This window comes from Pantoea sp. ACRSC (genome assembly GCF_022346785.1).
GTDB lineage: Bacteria > Pseudomonadota > Gammaproteobacteria > Enterobacterales > Enterobacteriaceae > Pantoea > Pantoea alvi.
This window is the reverse complement of sequence record NZ_JAKRNN010000003.1, coordinates 256527-268918: the sequence shown is the minus strand read 5'-3', so window position 1 is coordinate 268918 and position 12392 is coordinate 256527. Positions and strand designations below refer to the sequence as shown.

Below are 12392 nucleotides of genomic sequence, written 5' to 3'. Positions count from 1 at the left end.
CAGTCTCCTTTGAGTTCCCGACCGAATCGCTGGCAACAAAGGATAAGGGTTGCGCTCGTTGCGGGACTTAACCCAACATTTCACAACACGAGCTGACGACAGCCATGCAGCACCTGTCTCAGAGTTCCCGAAGGCACCAGTCCATCTCTGGAAAGTTCTCTGGATGTCAAGAGTAGGTAAGGTTCTTCGCGTTGCATCGAATTAAACCACATGCTCCACCGCTTGTGCGGGCCCCCGTCAATTCATTTGAGTTTTAACCTTGCGGCCGTACTCCCCAGGCGGTCGACTTAACGCGTTAGCTCCGGAAGCCACTTCTCAAGGAAACAGCCTCCAAGTCGACATCGTTTACGGCGTGGACTACCAGGGTATCTAATCCTGTTTGCTCCCCACGCTTTCGCACCTGAGCGTCAGTCTTTGTCCAGGGGGCCGCCTTCGCCACCGGTATTCCTCCAGATCTCTACGCATTTCACCGCTACACCTGGAATTCTACCCCCCTCTACAAGACTCTAGCCTGCCAGTTTCGAATGCAGTTCCCAGGTTAAGCCCGGGGATTTCACATCCGACTTGACAGACCGCCTGCGTGCGCTTTACGCCCAGTAATTCCGATTAACGCTTGCACCCTCCGTATTACCGCGGCTGCTGGCACGGAGTTAGCCGGTGCTTCTTCTGCGGGTAACGTCAATCGACGCGGTTATTAACCACGTCGCCTTCCTCCCCGCTGAAAGTACTTTACAACCCGAAGGCCTTCTTCATACACGCGGCATGGCTGCATCAGGCTTGCGCCCATTGTGCAATATTCCCCACTGCTGCCTCCCGTAGGAGTCTGGACCGTGTCTCAGTTCCAGTGTGGCTGGTCATCCTCTCAGACCAGCTAGGGATCGTCGCCTAGGTGAGCCGTTACCCCACCTACTAGCTAATCCCATCTGGGCACATCCGATGGTGTGAGGCCCGAAGGTCCCCCACTTTGGTCTTGCGACGTTATGCGGTATTAGCTACCGTTTCCAGTAGTTATCCCCCTCCATCGGGCAGTTTCCCAGACATTACTCACCCGTCCGCCACTCGTCACCCGAGGAGCAAGCTCCTCTGTGCTACCGTTCGACTTGCATGTGTTAGGCCTGCCGCCAGCGTTCAATCTGAGCCATGATCAAACTCTTCAATTTAAGTTTGATTTGCTTAAACCAGTTAAGCGGTGCTCATCTGTAAAACGTCATAATGAATGTCATTATGTGTCCACTCGTGAGGCTTGATGTTTTTTAAGCCCGAAGGCTTTTGATATCTGCTCTCGAGTGCCCACACAGATTGTCTGATAAATTGTTAAAGAGCGGTGCAGTCAGCGGCGGAGCCTGCTGCTGCGAGGTGGCGTATATTACGCTACTCTCCTTCGGAGTCAACCACTTTTTTCAGTGATTTCATCCGGCGACCCGGTAACCCGGCTCTCCTGAACACCGCATTTCGTAAGCCGTTGTGCCGTGTCAGTGGAGGCGCATTATAGGGATCCGATTTTATTGCACAACCCTTTTTTCGATCTTTTTTTCCGTATGGCGATAAAACACACTTATTGAAGAGATCTTCAACGATCGCAGGCCTTTTACGCTTGTCTGGCCCCGCGATCCGCTCCAGTCTGTAGCCGAATCTATAAGGAGAAAGCAGATGTCAGCTCTACGACGTTATAAAGAGAGTTATCCGCAGTGTGGGCAGCGCGTCATGGTTGACGCCTCTAGCGTAGTGGTTGGAGACGTTACGCTAGGAGACGATGCCAGCATCTGGCCGCTGGTCGCGATACGCGGCGACGTGAATCAGGTACGCATCGGCGCGCGCACCAACATACAGGATGGCAGCGTGCTGCACGTAACCCATAAGTCCGCCAGCAACCCGCAGGGATTTCCTCTGACCATTGGCGCGGACGTAACCGTCGGCCATAAAGCGATGCTGCACGCCTGCACTATCGGCGATCGCGTACTGGTGGGGATGGGATCAATCGTGCTGGACGGCGCCATTATTGAAGATGATGTGATGATTGGCGCTGGCAGCCTGGTGCCGCCGGGCAAGCGCCTGGAGAGCGGCTACCTTTATCTGGGTAGCCCGGTCAGGCAGGTGCGCCCGCTAAGCGAGCAGGAGATTGCGGGCCTACTTTACTCCGCCAACAACTATGTTCGCTGGAAGGATGACTATCTGGCAGAGGCGAGCCAGACCCACTCCTGATCGTCAAATGCCTGATTAGCAATGGCCGCTTCCGCCTCATCTTCCAAATCCCAGCGATGCGCGGTAAATAAGGCCATTGCTTCTCCCTGACCGAAGCGCTGTGAAAGGGCTTCGGCAGAGATCGCGCAGGTCAGCATCATGCCGTTAACCAGCGCCGGAAAGCAGACGGCTGCTTTATCCGCGTTCCACTCTTCGCGATCGGGAAACTGAATCGCCTGATTCATGGCTGCATCGCCTGTTTAAGCTGTGCGATAACGGGGGCGATCTCCGGCAGGACGCCGTGCCACAGCTGAAATGCGTGCGCGGCCTGCCCCACCAGCATGCCCAGACCATCGGCGCGCTGCTGCGCGCCATGCTGCTCGCACCAGTGCAAAAACGGCGTCGCGCCCGCCTGATAAAACATGTCGTAGCAGCGTACCTGCGCATCAATCAGCGAAGCTGGCAGCGGCGGCACTTCGCCGCTTACGCCGCTCGAGGTCGCATTCACGATAAGATTGAAGGTCCGTCCGGTCAGCTGATCAAAGCGGCAGGCGTCGATCTCGCCGCTCTGGCGGAAAAGCTGCGCCAGCTCCTCCGCACGAGCCTGGGTACGATTAACAATCGTCACCGCGCAGCCGGCGGAAAGCAGCGGCAGAATGACGCCGCGCGCCGCGCCGCCAGCCCCCACCAGCAAAATGCGATCGCCCGGGCGGATCAACGCAAGACGTTCCAGATCGCTCAGCAAACCAATACCGTCGGTATTGTCGCCCAGGATCCGCCCGTCGCTGCGCTTTTTCAGGGTATTAACAGCGCCGGAGAGCGCCGCTCGCTCACTCAGCTCGTCGGCAAACTCGCAGGCCTGCTGCTTAAAAGGCAGCGTGACGTTCGCGCCGCGTCCGCCATGGGCGAAAAAGGCAGCGATAGTCTCGGGAAATGCTTCAAGCGGCGCGCAGACCCGGCCATAACGATGCGCAATCCCGGTCTGCTCCGCAAACGCCTGGTGGATCAAAGGCGATTTACTGTGGCTGATGGGATTGCCGAATACCGCAAACTGATCCATGAATTAGCCCTGACGAATAAGATTGCCGGTTAAAACATCGCGAATTTCCGACGGATTCTGTCGGCCGCCGGTTTCGCCCACCAGTACGGGAAAGGCAGAGCCAAATTGCGCCCTGACCGCTTCGACCGTGCGACAAGGCGCTTCGCCCGACAGGTTAGCGCTGGTCGATACCAGCGGCTTGCCGAAGGCGCGGCACAGGGCCTGTACGTCTGGATGATCGCTTACGCGGATGGCCAGCGAATCGAAACGCCCCGTCAGCCAGCGCGGCGTTTGCGGCGTGGCAGGCACAACAAAGGTTACCGGGCCCGGCCAGTGAGCGAACATGCGTTCGCGCTGCTCGACGGACAGCTCACGGTCGGAGATATAGGGTTCAAGCTGAGCATAATCGGCGGCGATGAGGATCAATCCTTTCTCAACGGGACGCTGTTTTAATGCCAGCAGCGCCATGACGGCGCTTTCGCTGTCTGGGTCGCAGCCCAGACCAAATACGGCTTCGGTTGAATAAGCAATAACGGCCTGCTGGCGCAGCTGCTCAACGCAGGCATCCAGCGAACCGGAAAAAGTGTGGTTTTGCATGATATTATCTTAATTCTCTGATGCGGCGGCCTTGCCGCAACTTTTACTGGCGCAAAAGCGTTTAACGCCCTGCGCGGTTTTCTTCTCTACCAGCAGCGGAAAAGCGCAGTGCGGGCATATACCTGCGACTGGCGTTGCATTGACGGCGAACTGGCAGGCCGGATAGCGGTTACAGGCGTGGAAAGTCTTGCCGTAACGCGAACGACGCTGTACCAGTTTGCCTTCCAGACACTGCGGGCAGGCAATAAGGGTTTCATCCGGTTTATCTATCGCTTCGCTATAGTCGCATTCGGGATAGTGGCTACAGCCGATGAACATGCCGTAGCGTCCCTGACGCAACGCTTTATCTGCGCCGCACTGCGGGCAGGCGTGCCCTTCGAGCACCTTGACGATATGACCGTCAGCCTGATTTTTTAGCGGCCGGATATAGTCGCAGGCTGGATAGTTTGAACAGCCTAAAAAGGCGCCGTGTTTACCGCTGCGGATAACGAGATCTGCCCCGCAGGCGGGGCAGGGATCCTGTTTACGCACGGTGAAGAGTGCTGATTTGCTCATAACGATGGCTGCATAACCGATAATTAATGCAGCATGCCTTCATTGACGTCGAATAACAGTTCTTCCATTTGCTGATAGGCGTTTTCGCATCCCGGAAGATTGAACAACACCATCAGCACCACCCATTTGAGATCTTCCAGATCGAACTCGAGCGTATCGAGCGCCATGACTCGTTCGATGACCATTTCACGCGTTTCCATATTGAGCACCTGAATTTGCTCAAGGAACAGCAGGAAACCACGACATTCGGCATCTAAACGCTGGCCTTCTTCTTCCGTGTAGATGCGCATTGAAAGCGGATCGTTGGCTAACAGAATCGGATCGACTAAACCTTCCTGATAATCTGCCAGCTTTTCTAACCAGTTCAACGCATTGTAGATATCTTCACGATGAAAACCGGCATCGGTTAAGTCATCAGTTAATGTATCCTGATCAACCTGCATTTCTGCTTCGTTGTGGATATATGTCTCAAACAAGTACATTAGTACGTCGAACATGGCATGCCCTCCTCAATCGGACATAGCCGCCGGGTACAGCTGCGATCCATCCTGCTAACTCCAGCTCCAGCAGTTGGGCTGCAATCACTGGCACAGGTTGGCCGGCACGTTCAGCGACGACGTCAACAGGTGTAACCTCATCACCTACGTTAGCCAACACCTCAGCAAATGGCAATGCCACATCACCGCTGTCCTCAGAATATATTACTTCCGGCTGTGTAAAAGGTAGCCAGTTAAGCGCAGCGCGAAGATCTTCTACGATGTCGCCGGGTTGGGCCACCAGCAGCGCGCCCTGCTGAATAAGCCAGTGGGTGCCTTCGCTGCCGGGGTTGCCCAGCGCGCCCGGCAAGGCGTAGACATTACGATTCTGCTCCAGCGCATAGCGCGCGGTTACCAGCGAACCGCTTTTAAGCGTCGCCTCCACCACCAGCACGCCGCGGCTTAGCCCGCTAATAATGCGGTTACGTCGCGGAAAGTTAAGCGCATGCGGCGGCGTGGCCAGTGAAAACTCGGAAACCAGGGCGCCGCCTTTTTCCACGATCTCCTCCGCCAGCGCACCATGATGTTTTGGATAGAGATGCTGCAGGCCACTGCCCAGTACCGCTACGGTTTTCCCCTGCACCGCCAGCGCCGCGCGGTGCGCGATGCCGTCTATGCCGCGCGCCAGTCCGCTGGTAATGGTCAGGTCACTCAGCGCCAGCTGCTGGCTAAACCATTCGCCCCACCGCCGCCCGTAGTGCGAACAGTTACGGCTACCCACCACCGCCAGCTGCATGGAAGAGAGCAAGGCGGGCTCGCCTTTTATATAGAGCAGCGGCGGGAAGCGGTGGATCTCACGTAATGCGGCGGGATAGGCGCTATCCAGGGCCGTGATCAGGTGGTGGGCGTCGCTGGCCGCAAGCCACGCCTCGGTCGCGGCTATCTGACGCGCAGGAAGATGAGAAAACTGATGAATCTGCTGCTCACTCAGGCCGGCCGACCTCAATAGCTGCGGCGCATCGTCACCTGCATCGAGCGCCTCCGCTATGTCTAGCCAGCGTTTTCCGGTCAGTCCGGTTACGGCGGCAAGCCGCAAATAGCGCTCGATATTTCCCATGTTCGCTCCCTGCTTTAGGCACCGCTTCCTGCGGGTGAATGCTGTCAATCAGGCCTCAAAAAGTCTACAATATGAAGCAATAATCTTTTTTAATCGCATACAGATCTGGATATTTATGTCAGTTTTGCAGGTATTACATTTCCCTGACGATCGTCTCCGCAAAATCGCGGCGCCGGTGAAAGAAGTTAACGCTGAAGTTCAGCGCATCGTCGACGATATGTTTGAAACTATGTACGCCGAAGAGGGTATCGGCCTGGCGGCAACGCAGGTGGATATTCATCGTCGCATCATCGTCATCGACGTGTCGGAAAATCGCGACGAACGTCTGGTTTTGATTAACCCGGAGCTGCTGGAGAAAAGCGGCGAAACCGGTATTGAAGAGGGCTGCCTCTCTATTCCTGAGCAGCGCGCTTTCGTTCCGCGTGCCGAACGCGTGAAAGTGCGCGCGCTGGATCGCGAAGGCAACAGTTTCGAACTGGAAACCGACGGCCTGCTCGCTATCTGCATTCAGCATGAGATCGATCACCTCGACGGCAAACTGTTTATTGATTACCTGTCGCCACTCAAGCGTCAGCGCATTAAGCAAAAGCTGGAAAAACTGGCGCGCCAGAACGCGCGTCCTTCCTGACGTTCAAAGAAGAGATAACCGTGTCTGCTCCGCTGAAAATCATCTTCGCTGGCACACCTGATTTTGCAGCGCGTCATCTCGACGCGCTGCTCGCTTCTGAGCATCAGGTCGTTGGCGTCTTTACCCAACCCGATCGCCCCGCTGGCCGCGGCAATAAGCTGACGCCCAGCCCGGTGAAAACGCTGGCGCAATCTCGCGACATTCCTGTCTTTCAGCCAAAATCGCTGCGTCCCGCCGAGAATCAGCAGCTGGTCGCCGACTTAGAAGCGGATGTGATGGTGGTTGTCGCCTACGGGCTTATTCTGCCGCAGGCGGTGCTGGCAATGCCGCGTCTCGGCTGCATCAACGTACATGGCTCGCTGCTGCCACGCTGGCGCGGCGCGGCGCCTATCCAGCGCGCGCTCTGGGCTGGCGACAGCGAAACCGGCGTGACCATCATGCAGATGGATGTTGGCCTGGATACCGGCGATATGCTGTATAAGCTGAGCTGCCCGATTACCGCGCAGGACACCAGCGCCACGCTGTATGACAAGCTGGCGCAGCTCGGCCCGCAGGGACTGCTGGAAACGTTGTCTCAGCTGGCGGACGGCCGCGCGCAGCCGGAGAAGCAGGATGACGCGCAGGCTAACTATGCCGAAAAGCTTAGCAAAGAGGAGGCCCGCCTTGACTGGCAGCTCTCCGCCGCTCAGCTGGAGCGCGCTATTCGCGCCTTTAATCCCTGGCCGGTCAGCTATTTCCTGATTGAAGATCAGCCGGTGAAGGTGTGGCAGGCCAGCGTGCTGCCCCACGTCGCGAAACAGCCGGGCGAAATCCTTGCCGCCGACAAGCACGGCATTCAGGTCGCTACCGCTGAAGGCGTATTGAATCTTCAGCTGCTGCAACCCGCCGGTAAAAAAGCGATGTCGGCACAGGATCTGCTGAACTCGCGTCGCGAGTGGTTCACGTCAGGCCGCGTCTTAGCCTGACTCCAGCCCGGCTCTGTCCGGGCTTTTTGTTTAATGACGTAACGCGAATGACTAAATCAACGAATCTGCGAAGCCTTGCCGCGCAACTTATTGAGCGTGTTATTGATAAGGGCGAATCGCTCAGCGCGGTGCTGCCTGCCGCGCAGAAAAAAGTGGCCGATAAAGATGGCGCGCTGCTGCAGGAGCTCTGCTTCGGCGTGCTGCGCACGCTGCCGCAGCTCGAAGCCGTTATCGGAAAACTGATGGCGCGCCCGTTAGGCGGCAAACAGCGCGTACTGCACTATCTCATTATGGTTGGCATCTACCAGCTGCTCTATACCCGCGTACCTGCTCACGCTGCGCTGGCGGAAACCGTCGCCGGCGCTGAAGTGCTGAAGCGCGCCAACCTTAAGGGTTTGATTAACGGCGTGCTGCGTCAGTTTCAGCGTCAGCAGGCGGAGCTGATGGCAGAGGTCGATCAGGCGCCGCAGCGCTATCTGCATCCAGGCTGGCTGCTGCAAAGACTGCAAAAGGCGTGGCCGGAAAACTGGCAGCCGATCGTCGAGGCCAATAACCAGCGCCCGCCGATGTGGCTACGCGTTAATCGCCAGCATCACAGCCGCGATAGCTGGCTGGCGCTGCTGGCTGACAGCGGAAAAGTGGCCGTGCCTGACGAGACGGCTCCTGACGCGCTGCGGCTTGAGGCGCCTGCGCCGGTCGGCCAGCTGCCAGGCTTCGCAGAGGGCTGGGTTACGGTTCAGGATCTTTCCGCCCAGCGCTGCGCCCTGCTGCTGGCGCCTGAAGATGGCGAAGATATCCTCGATCTCTGCGCCGCGCCGGGCGGCAAAACCACGCATATTCTTGAAATAGCGCCCAGGGCGCGGGTATTGGCGGTCGATGTCGACGCGCAACGTCTGACGCGCGTTAAAGAGAACCTGCAGCGCCTTAATATGCAGGCAGAGGTCAAACAGGGCGACGGACGTACCCCAGCGGCATGGTGTGGCGAGCGTCAGTTCGACCGTATTTTGCTGGACGCTCCCTGCTCCGCCACCGGCGTTATTCGCCGTCATCCCGATATCAAGTGGCTGCGTCGCGACCGGGACATTGCCGAGCTGGCTACGCTGCAGCGCGAAATTCTCGATGCGGTATGGCCGCATTTGAAACCGGGCGGCGTGCTGCTGTATGCCACCTGTTCCGTGCTGCCGGATGAGAACGACGCGCAGATCGCCGCCTTTTTATCGCGCCACGCCGATGCGCGCGCCGAAGCCTTGCCGGGCGGCAAGACAAGCGGGCTGCAGGTCTTTCCGACCATCGACGGCGGAGACGGTTTTTTCTACGCTAAGCTGATAAAAGCGCACTAACAGAAGAGCACGAGACGCAATGAAAATTATTATTCTGGGCGCCGGCCAGGTTGGCGGCACGCTGGCGGAGAACCTGGTCGGCGAGAACAATGACATAACGGTGGTTGATACCGATCCTGACCGCTTACGTCAGCTGCAGGATAAGTTTGATTTGCGCGTCGTTCAGGGGCACGGGTCGCATCCGCGTATTTTACGCGAAGCCGGCGCGGAAGATGCCGATATGTTAGTGGCGGTTACCAGCTCCGACGAAACCAATATGGTGGCGTGCCAGATAGCCTATTCGCTGTTTAACACGCCTAACCGCATCGCGCGTATTCGCGCGGCGGATTATCTGCGCGACGCTGAGAAGCTGTTTATTCCCGAAGCGGTACCTATTGATCATCTAATTTCACCCGAACAGTTAGTGATCGAAAATATCTACCGGCTGATCCAGTACCCTGGCGCGCTGCAGGTGGTCAATTTTGCTGAGGGCCTGGTTAGCCTCGCCGTGGTTAAAGCCTATTATGGCGGTCCGCTGGTAGGCAATCCGCTCTCTATTCTGCGCGAGCACATGCCGCATATCGATACCCGCGTCGCCGCTATTTTCCGTCAGGACCGCCCTATTCGTCCGCAGGGCTCAACCATCGTCGAAGCGGGCGATGAGGTCTTCTTTATCGCCGCCAGCAAGAATATCCGCGCGGTGATGAGTGAAATGCAGCGGCTGGAAAGACCCTATAAGCGCATTATGCTGGTAGGCGGGGGCAATATAGGTTTCGGCCTGGCGCAGCGGCTGGAGAAAAATTACAGCGTGAAGCTGATCGAGCGCAATCCGCGCCGCGCCGCCGAGCTGGCGGAGCAGCTGCAGGACACCATCGTTTTTTACGGCGACGCGTCGGATCAAGAGCTGCTGGCGGAAGAGCATGTCGATCAGGTCGATCTTTTTATTGCGGTCACCAATGACGACGAAGCCAATATCATGTCGGCAATGCTGGCGAAAAAGATGGGCGCAAAAAAAGTAATGGTGCTGATCCAGCGTCGCGCCTATGTCGATCTGGTTCAGGGCAGCGTGATCGATATTGCGATCTCGCCTCAGCAGGCAACGATCTCTGCGCTGCTGGGCCACGTGCGCAAGGCGGATATAGTAGGCGTCTCCTCTTTACGACGCGGCATCGCTGAGGCGATCGAAGCGATCGCCCACGGCGATGAAACTACCTCGCGCGTGGTCGGCCGCATGATCAACGACATTAAACTGCCGCCGGGTACGCTTATCGGCGCGATAGTGCGCGGCGAGGATGTGCTTATCGCCAAAGACAACCTGCGCATTGAACAAGGCGATCACGTCATTATGTTCCTGACCGACAAAAAATTTGTGCCTGACGTTGAGCGTTTATTCCAGCCGAGCCCATTCTTCCTGTAAGCGCGGCCGCGGCGCAATAGCAACAAATGCCGCCGCTTAGATGGCAATTGCCGTAAGGTTTGTTAGACTTTAGCGATTGGCAAGGGAAAGGAGATAAGTATGAGTTTTTTCAAAGAGTTTCGTGATTTTGCAATGCGCGGTAACGTGGTCGATCTCGCCGTCGGTGTGATTATTGGTGCCGCCTTTGGCAAAATCGTCTCTTCACTGGTGGCGAATATCATCATGCCGCCGCTGGGACTGCTTATCGGCGGCGTTGATTTCAAACAGTTCAAGTGGGTGCTAAAACCTGCTGAAGGCGCTACCCCGCCGGTCATTATGGAATATGGCGTATTTATTCAGTCAGTATTCGACTTCATCATTGTGGCTTTCGCTATCTTTGTCGCCATCAAGCTGATGAATAAGCTGCACAAGAAGAAAGAAGTTGAAAAACCGGTAGCGAAACCCTCTAACGAAGAGGTGCTGCTGAGTGAAATTCGAGATTTGCTGAAGCAGCAGAACGGCAAAATCTAAACCTGGCCGCCCATGAGGCGGCTTTTTTATGCCCAGAAAGCAGAAGGCCAGTGATAAGCGCTTTTCTTATCACTGGCCTCCCAACCGCCACGTTTTGCATGTTTGTCTTTACGCCGATAGCTGCCTTTGCCTTTTTGCTTCGCTTCGACACGCTGGCGAAACAGCGGATCGTGTAATAAAGCCTGGATTGCGTTATCGCGGATCTCGCCTTTTGTATGCTGATATTTACTCATCACTGTCTCCTGATTTCAACCGCATAAATATAGGCCCTTTTGCGCAAAATTCAATCCCGCCGGTGCGCATGTTCCGGCCGGGGTTCCGTCCCTTTCTCAAGCGCTTCAAGAATGGAGCAGCAGTCGCTGCTGTGGGCAGCGCCGCAGCAGGCGTCGGATAAGCGCTGCAGCGAGCGCTGCACATGTTGCAGTTCGCTGATAAGGGTATTCACTTCATTCAGACGCGCCTGAACAATCGCCTTTGACTCCTCGCAGGTATGATGCGCGGGATCGACGCGGATCGAGAGAAGATCGCGGATAGCGTCCAGCCCAAAACCCATCTGCCGACCCACGCGAATAAACTTAAGCCGCTGAAGATCGCTGTCGCTGTAGAGGCGAAAGCCGCCTTCAGTTCGGATCTCGTGCCCCATCATTTGTTGTTTCTCATAGAAACGGATGGTGTCGACGGTAACGTTGGCCAGTTTGGCCAGCTGTCCGATACGGTACACTACTCCTCCTTAAGCAGACGTCCACGGATCGCTTCGCCGTAGGCGCCCTGCAAAAAAGCGGTGCTCATTCCCGCCTGGCGCAGCTGAAGCTCAAGCACAAGCAGGCGTTTGCTCTGCTCGCGATAGCGCTGGTCTTCCGGGTCGAGATTGCGCAGCAGGTCGCTGATTTCCAGCGCTTCGCGCCGCATCTCCAGCTCTGGCGGTAAAAAACCGGCGTTTTTCAGCAGTCGGTAGCCGCTGCGTAATTCAGCCGGCACGTTACTGTCGTCATCCAGCTCGAGGGGCGCGCCTTCTCCAGGCAGATTGCTGAGCTCACCCTTTTCCTGCGCCGCGCGAATATGCTGTTCAGCCAGTTGATCAATTAACCACATTAACGCCTCCTGATGTAGCCAGAATAGTGAGCTTAACGGACGGCATAAATTTTGGGCAATAAAAAACCCGCCGAAGCGGGTTTTTTACGATGCTACAGATTACTCTGCGGCAGCTTCTGCTTGAGCTTCTGGACGATCAACCAGCTCGATGTATGCCATCGGAGCGTTGTCACCAGCACGGAAGCCACACTTCAGAATGCGAGTGTAACCACCGGCACGGCTCGCGAAACGCGGGCCCAGCTCGTTAAACAGTTTTGCCACGATCTCGTTATCACGAGTACGGGCGAATGCCAGACGACGATTAGCTACGCTGTCGGTCTTGGCAAGAGTAATCAGCGGCTCAACTACGCGGCGCAGCTCTTTGGCTTTCGGCAGAGTCGTTTTGATGATCTCATGACGAACCAGAGAACCGGCCATGTTGCGGAACATAGCCTGACGATGGCTGCTGTTGCGGTTCAGTTGACGACCACTCTTACGATGGCGCATGACCTTATCC

16 protein-coding genes and 1 rRNA gene are annotated in these 12392 nt (G+C 56.6%); 6 read left to right on the top strand and 11 right to left on the bottom strand.

Annotation, left to right across the window (positions count from 1 at the left end):
• Positions 1 to 1160, bottom strand: a 16S ribosomal RNA gene (locus MHZ97_RS06130); the annotation flags it as partial.
• Between the two features lie 490 nt (positions 1161 to 1650).
• On the opposite strand from MHZ97_RS06130, the gene MHZ97_RS06125 reads away from it, so the two are divergent.
• Complete coding sequence (locus MHZ97_RS06125; RefSeq protein ID WP_103797648.1) at positions 1651 to 2202, top strand: gamma carbonic anhydrase family protein; 552 nt, start codon at positions 1651 to 1653, stop codon at positions 2200 to 2202.
• Here the strand turns inward: MHZ97_RS06125 and MHZ97_RS06120 are convergent.
• Genes MHZ97_RS06120 through dprA form a run of 6 tightly spaced genes read right to left on the bottom strand, consistent with a single transcriptional unit; the run spans position 2169 to position 5965 of the window.
• Positions 2169 to 2426 carry a DUF1488 domain-containing protein gene (locus MHZ97_RS06120; protein WP_103797649.1) on the bottom strand — a complete coding sequence of 86 codons (258 nt, stop codon included), beginning with the start codon at positions 2424 to 2426 and terminating at the stop codon, positions 2169 to 2171. The genes MHZ97_RS06125 and MHZ97_RS06120 overlap by 34 nt on opposite strands.
• Positions 2423 to 3241, bottom strand: coding sequence for a shikimate dehydrogenase (aroE, locus tag MHZ97_RS06115; RefSeq protein WP_239314878.1), 819 nt, complete (start codon positions 3239 to 3241; stop codon positions 2423 to 2425). The genes MHZ97_RS06120 and aroE overlap by 4 nt, the downstream gene beginning before the upstream one ends.
• Before the next feature lie 3 nt (positions 3242 to 3244).
• On the bottom strand, positions 3245 to 3817 hold the full coding sequence (tsaC, locus tag MHZ97_RS06110; protein ID WP_239314879.1) for an L-threonylcarbamoyladenylate synthase type 1 TsaC: 573 nt from the start codon (positions 3815 to 3817) through the stop codon (positions 3245 to 3247).
• 9 nt (positions 3818 to 3826) lie between these two features.
• Positions 3827 to 4372, bottom strand: coding sequence for a type I DNA topoisomerase (locus tag MHZ97_RS06105; RefSeq protein WP_103797652.1), 546 nt, complete (start codon positions 4370 to 4372; stop codon positions 3827 to 3829).
• Between the two features lie 23 nt (positions 4373 to 4395).
• Complete coding sequence (gene smg / locus MHZ97_RS06100; RefSeq protein WP_033752918.1) at positions 4396 to 4869, bottom strand: DUF494 family protein Smg; 474 nt, start codon at positions 4867 to 4869, stop codon at positions 4396 to 4398.
• On the bottom strand, positions 4841 to 5965 hold the full coding sequence (gene dprA / locus MHZ97_RS06095) for a DNA-protecting protein DprA (protein WP_103797653.1): 1125 nt from the start codon (positions 5963 to 5965) through the stop codon (positions 4841 to 4843). Before dprA ends, smg begins: the two co-directional genes overlap by 29 nt.
• 115 nt (positions 5966 to 6080) lie before the next feature.
• On the opposite strand from dprA, the gene def reads away from it, so the two are divergent.
• From def to mscL, 5 genes are all read left to right on the top strand, one after another.
• Entirely contained in the window at positions 6081 to 6593 is a 513-nt protein-coding gene (gene def, locus MHZ97_RS06090; protein ID WP_103797654.1) for a peptide deformylase, read from the top strand.
• A gap of 20 nt (positions 6594 to 6613) precedes the next feature.
• On the top strand, positions 6614 to 7558 hold the full coding sequence (gene fmt / locus MHZ97_RS06085; protein ID WP_239314880.1) for a methionyl-tRNA formyltransferase: 945 nt from the start codon (positions 6614 to 6616) through the stop codon (positions 7556 to 7558).
• Positions 7559 to 7605: 47 nt separating this feature from the next.
• Positions 7606 to 8898 (top strand): 16S rRNA (cytosine(967)-C(5))-methyltransferase RsmB, encoded by a 1293-nt coding sequence (gene rsmB / locus MHZ97_RS06080; protein ID WP_239314881.1) that lies wholly within the window; start codon positions 7606 to 7608, stop codon positions 8896 to 8898.
• Positions 8899 to 8917: 19 nt separating this feature from the next.
• The gene (gene trkA, locus MHZ97_RS06075; RefSeq protein WP_103797657.1) at positions 8918 to 10294 is read left to right on the top strand and encodes a Trk system potassium transporter TrkA; all 1377 of its coding nucleotides are present in this window, start codon (positions 8918 to 8920) and stop codon (positions 10292 to 10294) included.
• A gap of 99 nt (positions 10295 to 10393) precedes the next feature.
• Positions 10394 to 10804, top strand: coding sequence for a large-conductance mechanosensitive channel protein MscL (mscL, locus tag MHZ97_RS06070; RefSeq protein WP_033792399.1), 411 nt, complete (start codon positions 10394 to 10396; stop codon positions 10802 to 10804).
• Positions 10805 to 10830: 26 nt separating this feature from the next.
• Here mscL and MHZ97_RS06065 read toward each other — a convergent pair whose 3' ends face one another.
• The 4 genes from MHZ97_RS06065 to rplQ all read right to left on the bottom strand — a co-directional run bounded on the left by MHZ97_RS06065 (position 10831) and on the right by rplQ (position 12382).
• Positions 10831 to 11037 carry an alternative ribosome-rescue factor A gene (locus MHZ97_RS06065; protein WP_103797658.1) on the bottom strand — a complete coding sequence of 69 codons (207 nt, stop codon included), beginning with the start codon at positions 11035 to 11037 and terminating at the stop codon, positions 10831 to 10833.
• A gap of 50 nt (positions 11038 to 11087) precedes the next feature.
• Positions 11088 to 11525 (bottom strand): Zn(2+)-responsive transcriptional regulator, encoded by a 438-nt coding sequence (gene zntR / locus MHZ97_RS06060; RefSeq protein ID WP_103797659.1) that lies wholly within the window; start codon positions 11523 to 11525, stop codon positions 11088 to 11090.
• Positions 11525 to 11896: a DUF1992 domain-containing protein gene (locus MHZ97_RS06055; RefSeq protein ID WP_103797660.1), complete on the bottom strand. Its 372-nt coding sequence runs from the start codon at positions 11894 to 11896 to the stop codon at positions 11525 to 11527. Before MHZ97_RS06055 ends, zntR begins: the two co-directional genes overlap by 1 nt.
• Positions 11897 to 11995: 99 nt before the next feature.
• Positions 11996 to 12382, bottom strand: coding sequence for a 50S ribosomal protein L17 (gene rplQ / locus MHZ97_RS06050; protein ID WP_003850180.1), 387 nt, complete (start codon positions 12380 to 12382; stop codon positions 11996 to 11998).
• Between the last annotated feature and the right edge of the window lie 10 nt (positions 12383 to 12392).

Coding starts and splice junctions, on each gene's coding strand:
- MHZ97_RS06125 (WP_103797648.1), top strand. CDS start 1,651: ATGTCAGCTCTACGACGTTATAAAGAGAGTTATCCGCAGTGTGGGCAG.
- MHZ97_RS06120 (WP_103797649.1), bottom strand. CDS start 2,426: ATGAATCAGGCGATTCAGTTTCCCGATCGCGAAGAGTGGAACGCGGAT.
- aroE (WP_239314878.1), bottom strand. CDS start 3,241: ATGGATCAGTTTGCGGTATTCGGCAATCCCATCAGCCACAGTAAATCG.
- tsaC (WP_239314879.1), bottom strand. CDS start 3,817: ATGCAAAACCACACTTTTTCCGGTTCGCTGGATGCCTGCGTTGAGCAG.
- MHZ97_RS06105 (WP_103797652.1), bottom strand. CDS start 4,372: ATGAGCAAATCAGCACTCTTCACCGTGCGTAAACAGGATCCCTGCCCC.
- smg (WP_033752918.1), bottom strand. CDS start 4,869: ATGTTCGACGTACTAATGTACTTGTTTGAGACATATATCCACAACGAA.
- dprA (WP_103797653.1), bottom strand. CDS start 5,965: ATGGGAAATATCGAGCGCTATTTGCGGCTTGCCGCCGTAACCGGACTG.
- def (WP_103797654.1), top strand. CDS start 6,081: ATGTCAGTTTTGCAGGTATTACATTTCCCTGACGATCGTCTCCGCAAA.
- rsmB (WP_239314881.1), top strand. CDS start 7,606: ATGACTAAATCAACGAATCTGCGAAGCCTTGCCGCGCAACTTATTGAG.
- trkA (WP_103797657.1), top strand. CDS start 8,918: ATGAAAATTATTATTCTGGGCGCCGGCCAGGTTGGCGGCACGCTGGCG.
- mscL (WP_033792399.1), top strand. CDS start 10,394: ATGAGTTTTTTCAAAGAGTTTCGTGATTTTGCAATGCGCGGTAACGTG.
- MHZ97_RS06065 (WP_103797658.1), bottom strand. CDS start 11,037: ATGAGTAAATATCAGCATACAAAAGGCGAGATCCGCGATAACGCAATC.
- MHZ97_RS06055 (WP_103797660.1), bottom strand. CDS start 11,896: ATGTGGTTAATTGATCAACTGGCTGAACAGCATATTCGCGCGGCGCAG.
- rplQ (WP_003850180.1), bottom strand. CDS start 12,382: ATGCGCCATCGTAAGAGTGGTCGTCAACTGAACCGCAACAGCAGCCAT.